Below are 21389 nucleotides of genomic sequence, written 5' to 3' on the forward strand. Positions count from 1 at the left end.
ATACAATATCTCAGCAACATAAAAAATTGCATTTACACACTTTAAATAAGCTTTATAGGATCGAAATTGTTATTAAAAATTATTTAGGCGCTATCACCATCATAATTTGACGACCTTCAAACTTTGGTTCAGATTCGATTTTGGCAATTTCGCTTGTATTTTCTTTAACCCGCTGAAGAAGTTTTATCCCAAGATCTTGGTGCGCCATTTCACGACCACGAAAACGCAAAGTAATTTTCACTTTGTCTCCATTATCAATAAAACGACGGATTGCTTTTAATTTGACCTCATAATCATGAATATCGACATTAGGTCTCATTTTAATTTCTTTAATTTCGATAATTTTTTGCTTTTTACGCGTTTCTGCAGCCTTTTTTTGATTTTGATATTTTAGTTTACCTAAATCAATAATTTTACAGACAGGTGGCTCTGCATTTGGCACAATCTCAACTAAATCAAGCCCCGCCTCTGCTGCCATAGAGAGCGCTTCTTGTGTTGTAACAATCCCTTGATGTTGTCCTTCATCATTAATTAATTGGACACGAGGCACGCGAATATCATGATTTGAACGCAACCCATCTTTTGGGGTAGGGGTTATTTTAAACGGTCGACGAATGGTCTATGCTCCTTAATATCAATTAATTCTTAACACGACAGTATACAATATATAGAGAGAAAGACAATAAAAATTCGTGCTTTTTTCATTATCATTGTAAGGATTATTTGTTATATTATTTTAAAATACAGTGATTTTCTTTTGTGAAAAGAAAACTTTCTGGAGAAAGGATGATAATGGATCAAAATATTCCTTGTCAATTTTTTTCATTTGAAAATACGATTCTTGCTGTGCGTCATCACAAAGGCAAGCGCTCTCCTGGTTTGATTTGGTTGCCTGGTTACCGATCTAATATGTTAGGAAGTAAGGCGACGGTAGTTGATAGTTTTGCTAAAAAAAATGATTTTTCTTGTTTACGTTTTGATTATTCTGGTCATGGAGAGTCGGAAGGAGATTTTTTTCAAGGAACGATTTCGCGCTGGGTTAAAGAGAGTTTAGCTATTATTGAAGCTTATTGTGAAAGTCCACAAATTTTGATTGGGTCTTCTATGGGAGGATGGATTGCTATAAGGCTTGCTATGATACTTGCGCAAAAAAACAAAGCGCCTGTTGGGATGATCTTAATTGCACCTGCTCCTGATTTTACACAGACTTTGGTGGAACCTTCTTTAAGCGCAGAAGAATGGAAAATGCTTGAGGAAAAAGGTTATTGTGAGCGACCTTTGGCCGATGGTTTTGAACCATTACTTTTTACAAAGGCATTCATTGAAGATGGGCGAAACAACAGTGTTATGAAAGAATGCATAGATGTTGGGTGTCCAATTCATATTCTGCAGGGGATGGAAGATGTTAAGATACCTTATCAACATACGTTAACTTTACTTGATTATTTGCCTTTGCATGATGTAGCATTAACACTTGTGCGTGATGCGGATCACCAATTTTCACGTCCCCAAGATTTGAAGTGTCTTGAGAAGGTGTTGATATCTTTGATTGATCGAATCAATGCTGAATAAAGGTTATGTTCATTGATTATAAGAGACATGATATATGGCTATGTATGAACAAGACTTTATTCTCTCTAATCGTCGTATACCTTTGTGGGTAAAAGAACGCAAGAATGCACGTCGCTTTACCTTGCGTGTTGATATAGCCAGGCAAGGAATTTATTTGACCACTCCGCTTGCAGTAGAACGAAGAATGATTGAATGGTTTATTGAAAGTCATCGATCTTGGATTGAAAAACGTTTTGCTCATCATGGAGGAATGATCAATGAAGGCTTTCATCTCAAAGAAGGTTCACGAATTCCTATATTGGGGGTTTTACATATTATATTGCGTAAAGAGGAACGTGGAGTAGCTGAAATTATTACAGGGAATGCTGAACAAGAATCACAAATCGTTATTTATAGTCGATTAGAGCATCTTCCAAGACACGTTGCTGATGTTTTGAAGAAACAGGCTAAAATTATTATAGCACCGTTAGTGGTTCATTATGCACGCAAGGTAGGGCGCAAGGTTAAATCAATTAGTTATAAGGACACTAGAAGTCGTTGGGGATCATGTTCAACAGATGGTCGTCTTTCTTTTTCATGGCGTCTTATTATGGCGCCAAAAGAAGTTGTTGAGTATGTTGTTGCCCATGAAGTAGCTCACCTTGTTGAGATGAATCATGGAAAACGATTTTGGTCTCTTTGTGAAAAACTTTGTCCTGAAAGGAAAACCTATCAAGTTTGGTTAAAGAAAAATGGCCATACACTTCAAGGGATTAATTTTCACTAATGTAAAAATAATGTAAAAATGCGCTTCTTTATCTATATTTGTATTGTTTTTGTCTACTGGATAGTGTTCTGTTATATATTCTGAACTATAGGGGGATGAAATAACGAAGTTTTATTTTTATAGATTCAAGGTTTTCACTTTAATCTTTTGTATAATTAAGTTTAGCTTTTTTAAAATTGTTCTTTTTAGATTGGAATAGCTTTTATGTTTGTTCTTACAGATCCTGTTCAAATTTTACAGACACTTATTCGTTGCCCTTCTGTTACACCGCATGAAGCGGGTGCTTTATCGACTTTGGAGCACTTTTTGAGAAAAATGGGGTTTTGTGTTGAGCGTCCTATTTTTGTTGATAAAAATACAGAAGATGTTGAAAATCTTTATGCAAAGATAGGTAGTGAAGGTCCACATCTTATGTTTGCTGGCCATAGTGATGTAGTACCACCCGGTGAATTAGAAAACTGGACTTATCCTCCTTTTGAGGGAGTAATAAGCCAGGGAAAATTATATGGGCGAGGTGCTGTTGATATGAAGGGTGGGATTGCTTGTTTTATAGCGGCGATGGCTCGGTTTCTGAAGAAAAAAACACTCAAGGGAATGGTAAGTTTTTTAATAACCGGTGATGAAGAAGGTCCCACGATAAACGGTACAGTCAAGCTTTTAGAATGGGCAGTACAAAAAGGTGAAAAATGGAATGCGGCTATTGTGGGTGAGCCAACAAGCGTCAATATTGTTGGTGATATGATCAAAATTGGACGGCGAGGATCGATTTCTGGTATTATTACGATTAAAGGTCGCCAAGGTCATGTTGCTTTTCCCGAGCGAGCAGCAAATCCATTGCCTTTAGCAAGTAAGCTTATTCAAGCGTTGACACAAACTGCTTTGGATCAAGGAACAAAGGATTTTCAAGCAAGTCATTTAGAATTGACAAGTATTGATACAGGAAATTTGTCTGTAAATATTATACCAGCACAAACAGTTATTCGCTTTAATATACGTTATAATGATCTTTGGACAAAAGAAACACTCGTTGCTGAAATTGAGAAGCGCCTTGCTTCTGTACACTCTGAAAATGATCAAGTACCATATTATCAGCTTGAATGGATATATGGTTTAGGGGGTGTTTTCTTGACCAAAAATGATAAATTAATTGGAATTTTGTCGAATGCTATTAAAAGTGTAACAGGAAATATTCCAGAGTATTCGACTTCTGGTGGCACATCGGATGCGCGCTTTATTAAAGACTATTGTCCGGTTGTTGAATTTGGTTTGCCAGGGCAAACTATGCATATGGTCGATGAATGTGTGACTCTTGATGCTATAGAAAATCTAACTTCTATTTATGAACGTTTTATCACCGATTTTTTTGCGTAAATAGAGTGGTGATTATTTTAGTGACATGATAAGATGAAACTTTAAAGATTTTAGTTTGCTAATTGACCAATAATATGATCAAGAAGAATGCGTCCGGTTGTTGTGGCTTTTAAATGTTGTTTGTCCGTTATTTCAATTAATCCTTGTTGTTGTAAACGGATCAGTTTTTTTCGCGATAAACTTTGGCAACTTAAAGTTTCATAGCGTGCTAGATCAAGTCCTTCTGAAAGACGCATACCCATGAGTAGCATTTCATTGGCTTGTTGTTCTTGAGACAAGCGTTCTGCGTCAATACAACCGTGACCTTTGGTTTCTACTAACTCAAGCCAATTTTCGGGATGTTTTTCGTTTATTGTGACATACCGGCTATGATTTTCAATTTTGGATGGAAATGTTTCTGAAAAAAAAGAGGAATTTTTTAGTGACTGCTTAATAAAACGTCCATGGGCACCTGGACCAAAACCTGCATATTCATGATAACGCCAATAAAGGAGATTATGGCACGATTCAGCACCAGGAATCGCATGATTTGATATTTCATAGGCTGGAAGACCATACATAGTGGTTATTTCTTGGGTAAGAGTATAAAGATTTGCTGCTTGCTCTGAGGCTGGTAGGATCAGTTTTCCTGCTGCATGAAGCTTTTTAAAGGTTGTTCCATCTTCTATGGTGAGTTGGTATAAAGAGAGATGGTCTGCGGCCAAATTAATGGCTTGCAAAAGTTCAGTTTCCCATTGTTTAAGTGTTTGTTTGGGGCGTGCGTAAATTAAGTCAAAAGATAAACGTGGGAAAATTTCACGTGCTAAATTAATAGCATGAAGAGCTTGCTTAACGTTATGGAGACGACCAAGTTGTTGTAATGCTTTATCATTGAGTGCTTGTACACCTAAAGATAAACGGTTAACACCTGCTAACTGATAACTACGGAAGCGATTTGCTTCTACACTAGAAGGATTAGCTTCAAGTGTGATTTCAGCTTTGTCATCGATTGTCCAGTTTTTTGCGACAGCTTGTAATAAACGATCAACAGTTTGAGGTGCCATAAGGGAAGGTGTTCCTCCTCCAATAAAAATGCTTGTAATGTGGCGAGGGCCTATTTCCTTAGCTTGTGTTGTTATTTCACGTTCAAAAGCGTTTGCAAAACGGGGTTGATCTACTCCATTTATACGAACATATGAATTAAAATCACAATAAGGACATTTGCTCGTGCAAAATGGCCAATGAATGTAAATGCCAAAGGGTTTCGTCATGAGAGAACTAAAAGATTTTCCGCAAAGAGTTTAAAGGCCCGTGCGCGATGCGAAAGAGGAGTTTGACCATGAAGTTTCCAACTGTGTTTTTGTTCTGTTGACATTTCACCAAAGGTATTTTCGTATCCATCAGGTAAAAAAATAGGATCAAAGCCAAAACCTTTATTTCCTCGTGGTGGCCAAATGAATGTACCTTCAACACTACCGCGAAAATAATCCGCATGTCCATCGGGATATGCAAGGCAAACAACCGATATAAATCGACCTTTACGTTGATTTTTTTTCAGAGGGTCAACTTTTTGTAATTCATTTTCTACTTTTTGCATAGCCTTTACAAAATCACGTGTACCATCGGGTTGGAGAGCCCAATCAGCTGTATAAACACCGGGTGCACCATTTAAGGCGTCTATTTCCATGCCGGAATCATCAGATAAAGCAGGAAAATTTGTGGCTTTTGCGGCTGCAAAAGCTTTGATATAAGCATTTTCTTCGAATGTTGTTCCTGTTTCTTTTGGTTCGGGCAAGCCAAGTTCTTTTACCGATTGTGTTGTTATACCAAAAGGAGCAATCAATGTGGTAATTTCATGGAGTTTACCAGTGTTATGCGTAGCAATAATAAGTTTTTTGATTGTGATATTTCTCATGTGTATGTTTCCTGAAATAAGGCAATAATCTCGGTTTAACTCAGCGTTTATTTATAGAATAAAAATTGGTAACAGTGATTTTGACAATTCGCATACAACGAAACAATGCAACATCATTAAAATTTTTTAGTAGTTGCTTAAATTTTTTATATCAATGTATTGATTCATTAAATAATAAAATTGATATCAATTTTAATTTGTAAATTTTTATAGCATGGATTAATATTTTATATATCGTAAAGAATAAATTTCAAATGATTTTTAAAAATTTATTGCAGAGTACAATGAGCTGTATTTGTCATCAGTTCGATAATTATAAAAAGAATTATTTTTTATTTTCATGAGACATAATTCTGCATATTTTTATATTTATTTTTAGGTGATTATTCATATTTAATAATGGTATTATTGTAATAGATATTCGATATATTTTTTGCACTGTATTTAGATTATTTGACCATATCTTTGAAAAACTTATATAATCTTATATAATAAAGAAGGATTTTTAAAATAGTGAAACAGTTGTGATGAAGAAAATATCCCTTGATGACTCCTTAAAAAATCTTGATAAGCGTTCACGTGATATTTTTTGTCATATTGTTGAGGCTTATCTTAATGATGGTGAACCGGTGGGTTCACGTAATCTTTCGCGCCTTTTACAACAAACGTTATCACCTGCAACAATTCGCAATGTAATGAGTGATCTTGAGCATCTTGGTTTAATTTATGCGCCGCATGTGTCTGCAGGGAGAATGCCAACACAATCAGGTTTGCGATTTTTTGTTGATGCATTTATGGAAGTAGGTGATTTACCAACCGAGGAACGTGAAAACATTGAAAATAAAGTTAAAGAAGTTGGTAATGCACAATCAGTTGAACATTTTTTAATTCAAGCAAGTCAAATTCTTTCGGATCTTTCACGAGGAGCAGGATTGGTTCTCGCAACGAAACAGGAAGGTACACTGAAACATATCGAGTTTGTACGTCTTGATAGAGAACACGCTCTTGCAATTTTAGTGACACAAAAAGGCGATGTTGAGAATCGTATTATTCAGTTACCAGAAGGTGTGACTCATGCACAATTGACAGAAGCAACAAATTTTCTCAATGCTCATATACAGGGATGTACACTTAATGAAGCAAAAGCAGAAGTTGCACGTTTATGCTCAGAGACACGAGCTGCTCTTCATCAATTGTCTCAACATCTTGTTGAAACTGGTTTAGCTCTCTGGGGAGGGGAAGATTCAGATAATAAAATACATCTTATTGTTCGGGGGCGGGGCAACTTACTTGAAGATGTGAAGGCAGGAGAAGATTTAGAGCGGCTGAGATATTTGTTTGATGACCTTGAAACACGTGAAAGCATGGCGCAGTTACTTGATTTAGCAGATGAAGGATCAGGAGTGCGTATTTTTATTGGTTCAGAAAATAAATTATTTTCACTTTCTGGTTCTTCTTTAGTGGTAGCCCCTTATTGTGATACACAGAAAAGAGTCATTGGTGCTGTAGGTGTTATTGGACCAACACGTCTTAATTATGCAAGGATTGTCCCTATGGTTGATTATACAGCTCAACTTGTATCACAATTATTACGTTAGCATAGTTGAATGTTGTCTTAGGAGCGATCATTGTGCTAACCGATAAGTAAAAAGCTCTTGATTTTTGTTTGAAAAATTTCGATATCAGGAGTATAAATTTTATGAAGGAATAGAATTTTTATGTTTGATGAAAAGAACAAATTTGCTGATGCTTCATTTGAAAATTGTGATTTGAAGAATCCAATTGATTGTGATGTACTTAAACAAGATTCTGATGAGTTTTTAAAGATACATGAGGGAGAAAGTGACCCAAATGCTGAGGTAGAGGAAATTCAGTCTGCTGACCCTTTGGTTATTTTGCAGGATGAAAATAAGCAGCTAAAAGATCAAATTTTACGTCTTGCAGCAGATATGGAAAATCTTCGACGTCGAACAGCTCGTGATGTAGCTGATGCTAAAGCATATTCAATTGCTAATTTTGCTCGTGATATGTTGTCTGTTTCTGACGATTTGCATCGCGCATTGGCAGCAATTCCAAAAGATGCAGGTGAGAATAATTCCGGTTTGAAAACATTAGTGGAAGGTGTTGAAATGACCGAGCGTGCAATGATGACAGCTTTAGAGCGTCATGGGGTCAAAAAAATTGATCCAGAAGGACAAAAATTTGATCCTCATTTCCATCAAGCAATGTTTGAAATTCCCAATGCTGATGTGCCAGAAAACACTGTTCAACAAGTTGTTCAAGCAGGTTATATTATTGGTGAACGTGTCTTACGCCCGGCAATAGTTGGCGTAACTAAGGGGGCAGTAAAAGAAGTTTCTGTTGAATCTGAAACGGTGTAAATATATTGGAAAAAAATTTTATCGTGAAATGCCAATTTTTAAATCTACATTCGTATAAAGTATTGCATTGAATGGTTTAAAACTATTCCGATTTTGAAGATATAAAACAATTCAATTATTTTGTAGAGCCTTTTATGCAAAAAATTATACTTGAGATTCAAGATATAAAAACGATGAGATTATTTGAGAAAGTTCTTAGGCTTTCAATTAATTGAGATCTGCAGCTATTAGTTGTATTATAAAGAATTTAAACTCTTTCACTTATTTCTTAATTTTCAATTTAAAAATATCTTTGCATATTATTTGATTTTACGAGGATTTATAATTAATTATTCTTGTTTTGTACCTAAATGAGTATAGAAAATTATTATTTTCTTTTTCATTTGAAAGGGAAATTATTTGGTAAGTGGAAGGGTGATAATAAATCGAGCACCAATTTTTTCTTTTTTAGATTTGGGATCAATAATATTTTCAGCCATGAGAGTTCCATTATGAGCTTCAATGATTTGCTGACTAATTGCAAGGCCAAGACCTGAATGTTTCCCAAAAGCATCTTTGCCTGACCGATCAGTATAGAAACGTTCAAAAATACGTTCAATATTTTCTGAACGAATACCTGGTCCATTGTCTTCGACAGTTAAAATGAGATTTGAAGCATTATTTTTCATTGTAATACAAATTTTACCATTTTTACGAGGTACAAAAGAACGTGCATTTTCAATGAGATTGGAAATCACCTGCCCTAAACGTAATTCATGCCCTACAATTAGGTAAGGTTTGCCATTAATTCGTGGAATAATATTCAAATTAATATCAATATTTTGTTTATTACAATGGATTTCACGAATAGCTTGAATAAGGCTTTTTAACAATGAACCCATATCAACTATTTTAGCAGTTTCGCGAACAAGTTCTGCATCTAATCGCGATGCGTCAGAAATATCGGTAATTAAACGATCAAGGCGATGCACGTCATGTTGGATAATTTCAAGTAATTGTGTCTGTTGTGCTTTATTTTTAGCCAGTGGTAATGTTTCAACGGCACTGCGCAGCGAGGTAAGAGGATTCTTTAATTCATGACTTACATCGGCTGCAAAACGTTCAATGGCTTCAATGCGTGTATAAAGAGCGTTGGTCATATCACGAATAGAGGTAGAAAGACGACCAATTTCATCTTCACGTTTTGAAAAATCAGGAATTGTTATTCTCTTACTGCGACCATGACGCACGCGATTAGCGGAGGAAGATAATTTACTTAGTGGATGCGCAATAGTATGAGCTAAAAATAGAGAAAGAACCAAGAAAACACTTCCAACAACGGCAAAGATTTTAAAAATTCCTAATCTTTCACTTTCCACAATATCATCAATGTCTGTACCAATAGTTGAAAGCAAAAGAGCACCAACGACTGCACGATAACGTTGAACAGGTACAGCAACTGAAACAATTAATTGACCTTGCCTGTTACGTCGTTTAGCAGTGGCAGAAGAGCCATTTAATGCTAGATAAACTTCAGGATGAAGAGCTTCATTATCTTTTGCTTGTCTTCTATCAACAGCAATACCGTTGCCATAGAGTGTATTAAAAAACAATAATTTTAAGTGCTCCCATAAATTTTGTTTTGTTTGGATAGGAGGTAAATCATAAGTAAAAACCTCACCACTCGAATAAAGAACACGTGAATCAAGAAGCAAAGTTGCGTCACGGTCATATATCCGTGCTCTTGTTGTTTTTGGTGTAATAAGACGTCGTAAAAGTGGAGCAACTTGTTCGGAATTAATGGGAAAATCCCAAGTATCAGTGGATTGAAGCATTGGTGTAACACTTTCTCCAGCTTGTAATTCCAACAGTTTTTGAGGGTCAATTAAAATAGAGTTTGTGTCTATTGTTGCAGAAGCAGCAATAGCTCCAGCAATAATTTTTCCTTGGGTGCGTAAACTTTCAATTTTTGCTTCAATCAAACCATTACGAAATTGGTTAAGATACAAAATACTTATAACTAGAATACCAAGGGCAGCAAGATTTAAAATCACAATACGGCGTGTGAGACTGGAAAAGAACAATTGTCTCAAAAGTCGCTGTATCTGAAAATACAAATGAAAAAACATAGAAAGCTGTATCGGAGAAGTATTATTTGATGATTTATTTAGTAGAGTATTTTTTCTCATCGAGTTCTTCGCCGTTTAACCTATTGTGGCAAAATGGTTTCATACTTCATGAAAACGGTAACCTACACCATAAAGCGTTTCAATCATTGCAAAATCATTATCTACTTGTTTAAATTTTTTACGCAAACGCTTAATGTGGCTGTCAATGGTACGATCATCTACATAAATTTGATCGTTATAGACAGCATCCATTAAAGCATCACGACTTTTAACAACTCCTGGCCGTTGCGCTAAAGTTTGCAGAATTAAAAACTCTGTAACTGTTAATATAACAGGTTTGTTTTTCCATGTACATATATGGCGTTCTTGGTCCATAACAAGATCACCACGTTTGAGAGAAGAAGCTGGTGTTGTGCCTACCGGAAGTGGTTGGTTGCGAGCATTAGAACGACGCAAAACAGCTTTTACTCGCTCAATAAGAAGACGTTGAGAAAAAGGTTTTGTAATGAAATCATCAGCTCCCATCTTGAGACCAAAAAGTTCATCAATTTCATCGTCTTTAGAGGTTAGAAAAATAACTGGAAGATCAGATTTTTGACGCAAACGGCGCAAAAGCTCCATACCATCCATTCGTGGCATTTTAATATCAAAAATAGCTAAATGTGGAGGGTGAAGTGTTAAGTTTTTAAGTGCAGCTGATCCATCTGTATAACTTTCAACCCGATAACCTTCTGTTTCAAGGGCAAAAGATAAAGATGTTAAAATATTACAATCATCGTCAACCAGTACAATCGTTTGGGTGACGGTTGGAGTATCTTTCATGGTTTCTTAAACCTTTCTCACTATAGAAGCGAACCTTTCATATTATATATATGGGAGTTCACATTTTATTTGCAAAACAAATATGGAACAAATTGTAGCAAAGACAAGAACCTTTTGTTTTGTAGCAAAGGTTATTTTTCTTTACAATTTTGTAATGCTTGTGTGCGTATTAAGATCCCTTTTTTCGATATAAAATTTTTATTAAGATGTTTTTTATCAAATTTTACTCTGTTTCTGCCTAAAAAAATAGAGTAAGTTTATTCAATTTATCTATCTGTTATTTAAAATAATAGTTTATAATAATATCAAAAAAGTGCACTTTTTGCGAAAAAGGAAACAATTTTGAAGGTACATTTGATAAATTTCAACTTGAGATAGAAAAAGGAATATTAAGATTAAAAGGGAGATAATGAATGATTATTTGCAAAGTGTTGTTTTGTTTACAGTGATAAATGAAAGATAATAGGACTTTTTACAAAAGTATACATCTTATAAGAAAGTGAAATATTGGGAATTTTAACATAATCAAATTAAATAATTACGAAAAAACTTATTTAGAAGGAAATGTTGCTCCTGTTGTTTTGGCCAAAAAGTCAACTTCGATTATTCCTGCTTTTTCAAAAATTAATTTTGCATTAATTTTTTCATTGTGTTGAAATGGTTTTGAAAGCCCTATAAACATAATATGATTACCGCCAGGTTTAAGGATGATTTCACCCTTTCCTGGAATTTCAATGCCATTTGGTATCTTTTTCATTTGCATAATATTATTAGTTACTGACATAGAATGAATTTCTGTTTCTTTTGCTCTATTTGTCGAAATGGCAATCAACTGGTCAGGAGTATCGCTATGATTAATAATGTAAAGATAACCACTACCCACTTTTGCATTTTTAGCTGTTGTACGTGTCCAAGGGTCAATGATTTCCAAATTACCGAGTTTATATTGGTGGGCGTTTGTAGCTGAGGGACAAGCTATAAAAATAAAAACACACAAGAGATTCAGAATATTATTTTTGTTTAAGTATTTTACAGTGGTGTTATATATAAAGAAATCTTTTATTCTTTTGGTAATAAAAGTCATGATTATTTGGTCCTCTTTTTTATCTTCCTTTTATATAAATGCTTTTTTATTTAGAGCAAGAACTTTATTCAAAATAAAGGAGAGTGTTGTTTGCATTATATTGATTTATGAGAGAGTGAAAAGTATGTACATATTGGTTAAACAACTAAAAATAATTATAAGAGATTATAAAGACAAACGATTTAATTTTATGTTTCTGCAAATTTTAAAAAATGTCTTTAACAATATAATTAAAATAAAAAACGCTTTGTCTCAATATAGATCACATTATAATCAAATATGATTATATATAATAATTTGCGATGAACTATTTTTTGTAACGAATATTTACTTGATATTTTTTATAGCTATGAGAAGAAAAAGAAAAAGCTAAAAACTAATTCTATCCTTGATAATTTTATTATAAATTCATGTTTTTATAAGAGTTGTAAGAGGAATACAGTATTCTATTTAATTTTATGCTGTAAAAATGGTTTTGAAATGAAGGTATTAAGGGTAAATTTTTATTTTAGTGATGTTTCTTTCGTTATTCTCTTGTAGGGATCAAGAGATATTCTTATATACCAAGAAACAAGCTTGTTATGATTCTCAATTTATTATTTGTTTAATTTAAAATTAATGTAAGATATAAAATGTGATAAGGAGCTGTCAAAGAAAAATGCTTGATAAAGATTGCTTGATAAAGATTTAGACAGCTTGCTGAGTGGAGATTAAAATATGGCAAAAGTAATTGGTATTGATTTGGGAACAACTAACTCCTGTGTTTCTGTTATGGATGGCACGAATTCAAAGGTTATTGAAAACTCAGAAGGAGCGCGGACAACACCTTCAGTTGTTGCTTTCACTGATAGTGGAGAACGGCTTGTTGGACAACCTGCTAAACGGCAAGCGGTTACAAATCCTGAAGGGACAGTTTTTGCAGTTAAACGTTTGATTGGGCGTCGTTTTGATGATCCTATGGTTGAAAAAGATAAAGCGCTTGTACCTTACAAAATTGTTAAAGGTGACAATGGCGATGCATGGGTTGAGGAAGCAGGTAAAAAATATTCTCCATCACAAATTTCAGCAATGATTTTGCAAAAGATGAAAGAAACTGCCGAGTCCTATTTGGGTGAAAAGGTTGAGCAAGCTGTCATTACTGTCCCTGCTTACTTTAATGATGCACAGCGCCAAGCTACTAAAGATGCTGGTAAAATTGCTGGGCTTGAGGTTTTACGGATTATCAATGAGCCTACAGCAGCGGCTTTAGCTTACGGTTTAGATAAGAAAGATGGAAAAACAATAGCTGTTTATGATCTTGGTGGTGGTACATTTGATATTTCTGTTCTTGAAATTGGAGATGGTGTTTTTGAAGTTAAATCAACCAACGGAGATACATTCTTAGGTGGTGAAGACTTTGATATGCGCCTAGTTAGTTATTTTGCAGAGGAATTCAAGAAAGAGCAAGGGATTGATCTGAAAAATGATAAACTAGCGTTGCAGCGTTTGAAGGAAGCTGCAGAAAAAGCGAAGATAGAGCTTTCTTCTTCACAACAAACTGAAGTTAATTTACCGTTTATTACAGCTGATCAGTCTGGTCCTAAGCATTTAACGATGAAATTGACACGAGCGAAGTTTGAATCTTTAGTTGAAGATTTAGTCCAGCGAACTATTGAGCCCTGTAAAGCAGCATTAAAAGATGCAGGATTGAGTGCAAGTGAGATTGATGAAGTTGTTTTAGTGGGTGGTATGACCCGTATGCCTAAGATACAGGAAGTTGTACAAAATTTCTTTGGTAAAGATCCACATAAAGGTGTTAATCCTGATGAAGTTGTTGCTATGGGTGCGGCTATTCAAGGGGGGGTGTTGCAAGGTGATGTAAAAGATGTATTGCTTCTAGACGTAACACCTTTGTCTTTAGGTATTGAAACATTGGGTGGAGTATTTACGCGTTTAATTGAACGTAATACCACTATTCCTACTAAAAAGTCGCAAACTTTTTCAACGGCTGATGATAATCAGAATGCTGTGACTATTCGTGTGTTTCAGGGTGAACGTGAAATGGCTAATGATAATAAGTTATTAGCTCAATTTGATCTCGTTGGTATTCCGCCAGCACCACGTGGCGTTCCTCAGATTGAAGTTACTTTTGATATTGATGCGAATGGTATTGTGAATGTTTCTGCTAAGGATAAAGGAACTGGTAAGGAACATCAGATTCGTATTCAAGCATCGGGTGGTTTAAGTGATGCTGATATAGAAAAGATGGTTCAGGATGCAGAAGCACACGCTGCTGAAGATAAAAAACGTCGTGAAAATGTTGAAACTAGAAATCAAGCGGAGTCTCTTGTCCATTCAACTGAGAAGTCATTGAATGAGTATGGTGATAAGTTGTCAGCTGAAGACAAAGGTCAGATTGAAACCGCGATAGCTGATCTGAAAACAGCTCTTGAGAGTAATGATGCTGAAGAAGTCACCACAAAAATGCAAAAATTAGCAGAAGTTAGTATGAAACTTGGGCAGGCTATGTATGAAGATTCGTCAGCTAAGACTAATGCTGAAACAGATACGAAAAATGATGATGTTGTTGATGCTGATTTTGAAGAAATTAATGATAAGAAGAAATAGTTAAAGCAAATGCATTGGTGAATTAATAACCCGGCCTGTGAGATATAAGGCTGGGCTTTATTGTTTAGTTGCAGTTTTTTCTATGTTTTTCAAAAAACTAAATTAAAACAAGTGTTATCTAGAATGGGTAACAAAAAATTTATCGGGAATACATGATGAAGGTTGATTATTATGAAATTCTTGGCGTAACCCGTGGGTGTGATGATAAAAAGCTGAAATCTGCTTTTCGTAAGCTAGCGATGCAGTATCACCCGGATCGTAATGCAGGGGATAAAGAAGCGGAACAGAAATTTAAAGAAATTGTTGAAGCCTATGAAATTCTTAAAGATCCTCAAAAACGAGCGGCTTATGATCGATTTGGTCATGCAGCTTTTGAAAATAATAGCCGCGAAGGATCTCATCCATTTGGTGGTGGATTCGCTGATATTTTCGAAGACTTTTTTGGTGAAATTATGGGAGGTGGGAATCGTAAACGTAGTGATGGCCGTGAACGTGGAGCTGATTTAAGCTATAATATGGAAGTGACATTGGAAGAGGCTTTTACGGGAAAAACTGCGCAGATTAATATTCCAAGTTCTATTGTTTGTGATGCTTGTGAAGGATTAGGTACAAAAAAAGGTTCTAAACCAACAACTTGTGGGGCTTGTCATGGAGCTGGGCGCGTACGTGCCGCACAAGGGTTTTTTTCTATTGAACGGACATGTCCAGTTTGTCATGGTCGTGGCGAAATTATTACGGATCCATGTTTAAAGTGTCATGGGACAAGAAGAGTTGAAGAAAATCGTTCATTGCATGTCAATATTCCAGCAGGTATTGAAGATGGTACGCGTATTCGTCTTTCTGGTGAAGGAGATGCAGGTATTGGTGGTGGTTCTGCAGGTGATCTTTATATTTTTCTTTCTATTAAAGCACATGAATTTTTTCAGAGAGATGGCGCCGATCTTCATTGTCGTGTGCCTATTTCAATGGTTACAGCTGCTTTGGGGGGTGAATTTGAGGTTTCCAGCCTTGATGGTGTTAAAGCACGGGTTAAAGTTCCTGAGGGTACACAAAATGGGCGTCAATTCCGCTTAAAAGGTAAGGGAATGCCTATGTTACGTCAACAAGCCAAGGGTGATCTTTATATTCACATCACTATTGAAACACCACAAAAATTGACTCAAGAACAACGCGCATTATTACAAGAATTTGATAAGCTTTCAAATCATGAAAATTCACCCCAATCACATGGTTTTTTTGCACGTATGAAGGAGTTTTTTGATAATATTGCTAATCAAAATTAAATAAATTTAGTGTAAAGAAAACCTAAAAAGCTAATGTATAATTTTTAATAACAACTCAAAATTATTAATTATATATTTGATCATTTTAAGTAAGTTATGCTTATTTGTTTTTCATTATTATTTAAGGTGGTTTTGATAAAAATTATTGATTTTCAATGGATTGCATAGTTAAAACTTGTTTTTACTTTTCCGAAACTCTATTAATAAAAGGTAGAAATGATGCGGAGACTCTTTGATGAGTAATATCAAGAAAAATGATGAAAAAGTTTTTGAAAAACAGGCAGCATTTTTATCATCTGCTTTACCTTATATGCAAAAGTATGAAAATGAAACAATTGTTGTGAAGTATGGTGGGAATGCTATGGGCGATCCTGCTTTAGGACAAGCTTTTGCTCGTGATATTGCTTTGTTAAAACAGTCCGGCATTAATCCTATTGTTGTTCATGGTGGAGGTCCTCAAATTGCTGAAATCTTAACTAAAATGGGGGTTGAATCACGATTTGAAGATGGTTTACGTGTAACCGATGAAAAAATTGTTGAAGTCGTTGAAATGGTTTTAGCAGGCTCAATAAATAAGAAAATTGTAGCCCTTATCAATGCTGAGGGTGAATGGGCAATTGGACTTTGTGGTAAAGATGGTAATATGGTTTTTGCTGAAAAGTCTTATAAGACTGTAATTGATCCTGATTCACATATTGAACGTATTGTAGATTTAGGATTTGTTGGTGAACCTGTTAAAGTTGATCGAACATTGCTTGATCTTTTAGCATGTTCTGAAATGATTCCGGTTATTGCTCCTGTTGCTCCAGGACGAGATGGTAAAACTTATAATATTAATGCTGATATTTTTGCTGGAGCAATTGCTGGTGCTGTAAAAGCAAAACGTCTTTTATTTTTAACGGATGTTTCTGGTGTTTTGGATAAAGAAAAGAAACTCTTAAAGGAATTGACCATTTCTAAAGCTAAAAAACTTATCAAAGATGGAACAATTTCAGGAGGTATGATTCCAAAAGTAGAAACTTGTATTAAAGCTATTCAAGAAGGTGTAGAGGGTGTAGTGATTTTGAATGGAAAAACGCCTCATTCTATTTTGCTTGAACTTTTTACTGAACATGGAGCAGGAACGTTCATTGTTTCGTAAGTAATATAGGATGAATTTGAAAGATGAAGCCTTTTATAGCTAGAATGAAACAATCGAGATATCTCCTATTTAGTAAGCAAGAATTGGCATTGTTTTTTGCGACAGTATTGTGGGGTATTACGTTTCTCATTATTCATATTGCGGTACGTTATAGTGGGCCTCTGTTTTTTGTAGGATTTCGTTTTATTGTTGCAACACTTATAACTACAGTGATTTTTTGGCGATCTATAAAAGATATAACTGTTTATGAAATTTTTGCTGGAATGGCTATAGGTTTTGGAATATTTCTTGGTTGTACTTTTCAAACGGCAGGGCTTCAGACTGTTATTAGTAGTCAGGCAGCTTTTATTACTGCGATGTATGTTCCGATAGTTCCAATTTTACAATGGATTTTTTTTAGAAAGCTACCCCATTTATGTAGTTGGATTGGTACTGTGTTTGCTTTTGTTGGACTCATACTAATTTCTGGACAAAATTTCAAAGATATTCATTTTTCAAAAGGTGAAATTTTTATTCTGCTGGGAGCTTTGGCAATTGCTGGAGAAATTATACTGATCGGATTTTTTGCAAATAAGGTTGATAGCCGACGTATAACAATTATACAGTTATTTTTTTGTAGCCTCTTTGCATTTTGCTTTATGCCTTTAATGGGTGAAAGTATTCCTGAATTTTCGTGGGTTTGGTTTAATGTAGGTTTGGGATTGGCATTAATGAGTGCGGTTATCCAATTGACTATGAATTGGGCGCAGAAATCTATTTCACCCACTCGGGCAACAGTTATTTATGCTGGTGAGCCTGTATGGGCTGGTATTATTGGGCGTTTAGCTGGGGAGTATTTATCTCCCTCAGCTTTATTGGGTGGTTTGTTTATTATAATAGGGATTGTAGTGGCTGAGTTACGACCTTCACAATGGCGTAAAAAAAATAAAATAACTGAAAAAAAGTAATTAGTCTGTTTTTTTTTGTAATATTTAATCTTACCGTGATTATTCTTTAAACATCATACTAAGATTCTGTAGAGTTTACACACCTGAATGTAGCATTAACAATGCTCTATATGGATTAAGATAATTTCAAAATATTTCTATTTATATATATTCACATAAAGAACATATTTTTAGCTTGGTACAATAACTATTTTTCAAGATTCAATACTGGTGTTTTTATTTGTTGGGATATTTCTTTAGATTTTTGAGCAACTTTTATGATTGCTGCTGCTTTATCTTCTGAGATGCCAACACTTTTAGCAAATTGTTGATGATTACTTTCATGGATATTTTTATGCTCGCTTGGTGAAAGACGAGCATTGAGTGCTTTCATAAATTCCTTGAGTTCTTTGCCAATCGAAGAAGATAACTTTTTATTTGATAAAAATTCCTTCCGTTTTTCTTCTGGTAAGTTAAGAATGTCTCGTAATGCTGCACTAGGTAGTTTTACCGTTGTTTGACGGCGTTTTTGTTCTGATTGGTGCTCTTGAATTATTGTTGTCTCAACATTTTTTACAGCAGACGCGTAACTGTCAATTGAATTAGCGAGTTTGATAATATGATTTTCAGCTTTTTTACGTGCCAAGTTTTTCATACCCAATATTCCTATACCAGCAAGATTAGCAATAGAATTAGGAGAAGACATAATTTGTGTGGAAAGCTGTTTGCTTACCTTTGGATTATTAGTAATCATCTTGATCTGTTCATTTAATATTTTGGGGTTGCCATAAACAATTTTTGATAAATGCGTAATTTGCCTTAGTTTAGCTTGGATACAGGCATCTTTTATAATACTTTTAGTTATTTCACTCTTTGTTAAAGAGGGAAATTTTTCTTTTGGAATGAGAGTGTTTTTAAGATTTTGTTGCATTGGAATTGTAAAGGTGTATTCATTATTAAGCTTTAATGTTTTTAGTTGTTCTGGTGCTAAATAATCTTTGCTACAGACTGTGTAGATATTGTCCGTTTTGATTACAATGCTATTTGGGCTTTCACCTTTATAAATTCCTGTATAAGTTGCACCTTCATCTTCTGTTACAATAATACAGTTATTAATATCCTCTTGATCAAGATTTTGTGTATTACTTATGAATTCTTTTAAAATAGCCGTTTTTTTGGGATCAGAGATATCATCAAAAAGCTTTTTCATAGGTTCTAGATTGCCATCTTGCGCTGCTGCAATACTAACCTCAGACATACGCTCTTTTGTTACAATTGAAAAATCAAGATTATAATTTGCAGCTTGAGCAAGTTTTTCACAAAATATCCGTTGTGTACGTCCATTGCCTTCTCTGAAAGGATGCGTGTAGTTGAGAGAAGCAAATATTTCTGCTAGATGATGAATAAATTCTCGACGCGGTAAGTTTTGTAAATTGTTTTTTTCGACAAGTATTCTATCTATATTTCTTAAACCATCTTGAACTTTATTGCCAGTTGCAAAAATAATTGGTTGGTCTGTTTTCCAATTTGATCTCATCATTTCTGGCATAACCGCGACTGTACCATCTTTAAATGCAAAAGGGATATCGCGGGTACACCCAGCCCACTCGAATGTATTCTCAAATAAGCATTTGTGAAGATATTCTAAATAGGAAGAATTAAATTCTTTTGGCAGTGCTTCTTGACGCAAATTAATAGCTGCTTTTGCTGAATCATGGGCACATTTATCCGTAAACTCTTTATGATCTATTATACCATATTTATTCTTTAGTGTAAGACTATTGGGATAGGTATAATGACTAGGTAAAGGCGGCTTGAATGATAATTCTGTTTCTATTGCTATTGCTTCATTTGAGAGTATCTCTTTCATTATTCTCTCCTTATAGTGTAATTTTTTCTATAGAATGTTTAATCAATGTTTTTTTACAGCTGGTAGTATAACAATTTGAATACGCTCATTATTTGGCAAAGTAGCGGATAATATTGGGTTTTTATCGGAAATACTTTGCTTAGAATAGGCCGCGATCACTTTAGCCATACCCATGAGCTCATTAAAGGAGAATTCTGGTACTTCTATTGTTTTCCATCCTGAAATTCCTTCAATCATGATTTGATAGGGACGATTAATAACGATCTCAAAAAGACTTTCATCTTTGAGAAAGTTATCAATTGGTTTAAGTTTTGTTAAAACGATAGCAGTGGCTTCATCGCTTAAATTTTGGAAGTTTTGTTTCATTTTAATGTCACTGTAGAATTTTTATGAAAGTCTCCTGAAAAGGCACGACGAATGACCTGTTTATTATTTTCAACAATTTTCAATTTATATACAGTTGAGAAATCCAGGTCGCGGGCAACAAAAACATTAACCATTTCACCCTGATTTTTGGTCAAGGTTGGAGGGATATTAGCGTAATTGTCCGCGATAATCTTTGCCATATATGTTCCTGCAGAAAGGGTATATTTTTCTGAAGACACGGTATCTGTTGTTTGTTCTTGTGTTGTTGGCATTTTTAGTGAATCTAGCTGGTTATTTAAATAATTTGTTCCATCTCTGACGATTGAAACAAGAAGTGCAGAACCAAGTCGTTCAAACCAATGATTGTCAATATCGCCATCAACACCTGATCGACCTAAGAAATCTGTTGCGGGTGAGGATAATGTTATAATAATACCGTCTGGTGTTTTGGCTCTATTCCATAATATAAAGAGACGCGATTGGCCTCTTTTTAAACCCGCACGATATTCACCAATGATTTGCGTTCCTTTATCGAGCAAGACGACACGACCATTGTCTGATAAGATATCTCTAGAAACGATACAGCTCACAAACCCTTGTTGTTCACTACTGATTGCTGTTTCTAAGATACATGGGATGGAAGCTCCCATTGCAATGATGTAATTTCGGTTACCAAGCGTTGATGCACGAACACCATCTAACTTTGTTGGTTCGAGAAGTTGATTAAAGGATTGTGTTGTTTTATTCGATTTATCATTGCTTTGGTTAGAAGGCACGCTATTATTTTCTGGAATACCCTGTTGCTGATTTGGATTAAAATAGGCTAAAACGGGAGCACGTTGCGCTGCTTCTAATAGTTTATGATCAGATTTTGGCTGATTGATTGTTGGCGCTGGTATTTCAACCTTAGGCAGCAGGGGGGTATTTTTATCAGCTAGCTCTAGAGGAGCTATTGTTGGTTTTATCGATTGGAAAAGCTCTGTTTGTCTGCTTCTTTCTTCTTTCGGCAATTCTATGGGCTGTTTTTTTGTGTCTTTTGAAGTTGAAAGGATTGCATATATTAAATAAATACAGACACCAAAGAGAATAAGAAGAGCAATGGCTTTTCCTAAATTAAAGCCCTCTTTTTTTTCTTGACCATCCTTTATTGTATCGCGGTCATTAAGATTTATTTCGTCCAATTCATCATTATTCATGG

At 34.9% G+C, this 21389-nt stretch carries 17 protein-coding genes and 1 pseudogene; 9 read left to right on the forward strand and 9 right to left on the reverse strand.

The genetic code is table 11. The features are described from left to right. Positions 1–79: 79 nt before the first annotated feature. Positions 80–598 carry a translation initiation factor IF-3 gene (gene infC, locus Bra60_RS06750; protein ID WP_035006369.1) on the reverse strand — a complete coding sequence of 173 codons (519 nt, stop codon included), beginning with the start codon at positions 596–598 and terminating at the stop codon, positions 80–82. A gap of 194 nt (positions 599–792) precedes the next feature. Here infC and Bra60_RS06755 point away from each other — a divergent pair, with 194 nt between their 5' ends. The 3 genes from Bra60_RS06755 to dapE all read left to right on the forward strand — a co-directional run bounded on the left by Bra60_RS06755 (position 793) and on the right by dapE (position 3709). Then, the gene (locus Bra60_RS06755) at positions 793–1572 is read left to right on the forward strand and encodes an alpha/beta hydrolase (protein ID WP_078688173.1); all 780 of its coding nucleotides are present in this window, start codon (positions 793–795) and stop codon (positions 1570–1572) included. 34 nt (positions 1573–1606) lie between these two features. Beyond that, complete coding sequence (locus Bra60_RS06760; RefSeq protein ID WP_078688174.1) at positions 1607–2338, forward strand: M48 family metallopeptidase; 732 nt, start codon at positions 1607–1609, stop codon at positions 2336–2338. Between the two features lie 204 nt (positions 2339–2542). Beyond that, positions 2543–3709, forward strand: coding sequence for a succinyl-diaminopimelate desuccinylase (dapE, locus tag Bra60_RS06765; RefSeq protein WP_078688175.1), 1167 nt, complete (start codon positions 2543–2545; stop codon positions 3707–3709). A gap of 50 nt (positions 3710–3759) precedes the next feature. Here dapE and hemW read toward each other — a convergent pair whose 3' ends face one another. Further along, positions 3760–4959 carry a radical SAM family heme chaperone HemW gene (hemW, locus tag Bra60_RS06770; RefSeq protein WP_078688176.1) on the reverse strand — a complete coding sequence of 400 codons (1200 nt, stop codon included), beginning with the start codon at positions 4957–4959 and terminating at the stop codon, positions 3760–3762. After that, complete coding sequence (gene rdgB / locus Bra60_RS06775) at positions 4956–5603, reverse strand: RdgB/HAM1 family non-canonical purine NTP pyrophosphatase (RefSeq protein WP_078688177.1); 648 nt, start codon at positions 5601–5603, stop codon at positions 4956–4958. The genes hemW and rdgB overlap by 4 nt, the downstream gene beginning before the upstream one ends. A 527-nt stretch (positions 5604–6130) precedes the next feature. On the opposite strand from rdgB, the gene hrcA reads away from it, so the two are divergent. Together hrcA and grpE are read left to right on the forward strand one after the other, a co-directional pair. Beyond that, positions 6131–7201 carry a heat-inducible transcriptional repressor HrcA gene (gene hrcA / locus Bra60_RS06780; RefSeq protein WP_078688178.1) on the forward strand — a complete coding sequence of 357 codons (1071 nt, stop codon included), beginning with the start codon at positions 6131–6133 and terminating at the stop codon, positions 7199–7201. A gap of 120 nt (positions 7202–7321) precedes the next feature. Beyond that, entirely contained in the window at positions 7322–7984 is a 663-nt protein-coding gene (gene grpE, locus Bra60_RS06785; RefSeq protein ID WP_035006359.1) for a nucleotide exchange factor GrpE, read from the forward strand. A 395-nt stretch (positions 7985–8379) separates the two neighbouring features. Here the strand turns inward: grpE and Bra60_RS06790 are convergent, their stop codons facing one another. The 3 genes from Bra60_RS06790 to Bra60_RS06800 all read right to left on the reverse strand — a co-directional run bounded on the left by Bra60_RS06790 (position 8380) and on the right by Bra60_RS06800 (position 12001). After that, positions 8380–10152: a sensor histidine kinase gene (locus Bra60_RS06790; RefSeq protein WP_078698189.1), complete on the reverse strand. Its 1773-nt coding sequence runs from the start codon at positions 10150–10152 to the stop codon at positions 8380–8382. 39 nt (positions 10153–10191) lie between these two features. Next, positions 10192–10914 carry a response regulator transcription factor gene (locus Bra60_RS06795; RefSeq protein WP_078698190.1) on the reverse strand — a complete coding sequence of 241 codons (723 nt, stop codon included), beginning with the start codon at positions 10912–10914 and terminating at the stop codon, positions 10192–10194. A 550-nt stretch (positions 10915–11464) separates the two neighbouring features. Then, the gene (locus Bra60_RS06800) at positions 11465–12001 is read right to left on the reverse strand and encodes a copper chaperone PCu(A)C (RefSeq protein ID WP_078698191.1); all 537 of its coding nucleotides are present in this window, start codon (positions 11999–12001) and stop codon (positions 11465–11467) included. 714 nt (positions 12002–12715) lie between these two features. Between Bra60_RS06800 and dnaK the strand changes: the two genes are divergently transcribed. The 4 genes from dnaK to Bra60_RS06825 all read left to right on the forward strand — a co-directional run bounded on the left by dnaK (position 12716) and on the right by Bra60_RS06825 (position 17976). After that, positions 12716–14605: a molecular chaperone DnaK gene (gene dnaK, locus Bra60_RS06810; RefSeq protein WP_035006353.1), complete on the forward strand. Its 1890-nt coding sequence runs from the start codon at positions 12716–12718 to the stop codon at positions 14603–14605. 155 nt (positions 14606–14760) lie between these two features. Next, positions 14761–15888: a molecular chaperone DnaJ gene (gene dnaJ / locus Bra60_RS06815; protein WP_078698193.1), complete on the forward strand. Its 1128-nt coding sequence runs from the start codon at positions 14761–14763 to the stop codon at positions 15886–15888. Positions 15889–16123: 235 nt separating this feature from the next. Next, positions 16124–17029, forward strand: coding sequence for an acetylglutamate kinase (gene argB, locus Bra60_RS06820; RefSeq protein WP_078688181.1), 906 nt, complete (start codon positions 16124–16126; stop codon positions 17027–17029). 23 nt (positions 17030–17052) lie between these two features. Beyond that, positions 17053–17976, forward strand: coding sequence for a DMT family transporter (locus Bra60_RS06825; protein WP_236823918.1), 924 nt, complete (start codon positions 17053–17055; stop codon positions 17974–17976). Between the two features lie 187 nt (positions 17977–18163). On the opposite strand, the gene Bra60_RS06830 is transcribed toward Bra60_RS06825, so the two are convergent. The 3 genes and pseudogenes from Bra60_RS06830 to virB10 all read right to left on the reverse strand — a co-directional run bounded on the left by Bra60_RS06830 (position 18164) and on the right by virB10 (position 21387). Then, a complete protein-coding gene (locus tag Bra60_RS06830; RefSeq protein ID WP_153300968.1) occupies positions 18164–19825 on the reverse strand; it encodes a BID domain-containing T4SS effector in 1662 nt (553 codons plus the stop codon). Positions 19826–19873: 48 nt separating this feature from the next. Further along, a pseudogene (locus Bra60_RS07185) lies at positions 19874–20191 on the reverse strand (P-type DNA transfer ATPase VirB11); the annotation flags it as partial. Beyond that, positions 20188–21387, reverse strand: a complete 1200-nt coding sequence (virB10, locus tag Bra60_RS06835) for a type IV secretion system protein VirB10 (protein WP_078688630.1) — start codon at positions 21385–21387, stop codon at positions 20188–20190. The pseudogene Bra60_RS07185 and the gene virB10, both read right to left, overlap by 4 nt. Positions 21388–21389 lie beyond the last annotated feature (2 nt).

Origin of the sequence: Bartonella sp. Raccoon60 (assembly GCF_002022585.1) — a bacterium.
Lineage (GTDB): Bacteria > Pseudomonadota > Alphaproteobacteria > Rhizobiales > Rhizobiaceae > Bartonella > Bartonella rochalimae.

Bases quoted from the DNA above. Each gene is read 5' to 3' on its own strand.
- Bra60_RS06755 (WP_078688173.1), top strand. From the start codon at position 793: ATGGATCAAAATATTCCTTGTCAATTTTTTTCATTTGAAAATACGATT.
- Bra60_RS06760 (WP_078688174.1), top strand. From the start codon at position 1,607: ATGGCTATGTATGAACAAGACTTTATTCTCTCTAATCGTCGTATACCT.
- dapE (WP_078688175.1), top strand. From the start codon at position 2,543: ATGTTTGTTCTTACAGATCCTGTTCAAATTTTACAGACACTTATTCGT.
- hemW (WP_078688176.1), bottom strand. From the start codon at position 4,959: ATGACGAAACCCTTTGGCATTTACATTCATTGGCCATTTTGCACGAGC.
- rdgB (WP_078688177.1), bottom strand. From the start codon at position 5,603: ATGAGAAATATCACAATCAAAAAACTTATTATTGCTACGCATAACACT.
- hrcA (WP_078688178.1), top strand. From the start codon at position 6,131: ATGAAGAAAATATCCCTTGATGACTCCTTAAAAAATCTTGATAAGCGT.
- grpE (WP_035006359.1), top strand. From the start codon at position 7,322: ATGTTTGATGAAAAGAACAAATTTGCTGATGCTTCATTTGAAAATTGT.
- Bra60_RS06790 (WP_078698189.1), bottom strand. From the start codon at position 10,152: ATGAGAAAAAATACTCTACTAAATAAATCATCAAATAATACTTCTCCG.
- Bra60_RS06795 (WP_078698190.1), bottom strand. From the start codon at position 10,914: ATGAAAGATACTCCAACCGTCACCCAAACGATTGTACTGGTTGACGAT.
- dnaK (WP_035006353.1), top strand. From the start codon at position 12,716: ATGGCAAAAGTAATTGGTATTGATTTGGGAACAACTAACTCCTGTGTT.
- dnaJ (WP_078698193.1), top strand. From the start codon at position 14,761: ATGAAGGTTGATTATTATGAAATTCTTGGCGTAACCCGTGGGTGTGAT.
- argB (WP_078688181.1), top strand. From the start codon at position 16,124: ATGAGTAATATCAAGAAAAATGATGAAAAAGTTTTTGAAAAACAGGCA.
- Bra60_RS06825 (WP_236823918.1), top strand. From the start codon at position 17,053: ATGAAGCCTTTTATAGCTAGAATGAAACAATCGAGATATCTCCTATTT.
- Bra60_RS06830 (WP_153300968.1), bottom strand. From the start codon at position 19,825: ATGAAAGAGATACTCTCAAATGAAGCAATAGCAATAGAAACAGAATTA.
- virB10 (WP_078688630.1), bottom strand. From the start codon at position 21,387: ATGAATAATGATGAATTGGACGAAATAAATCTTAATGACCGCGATACA.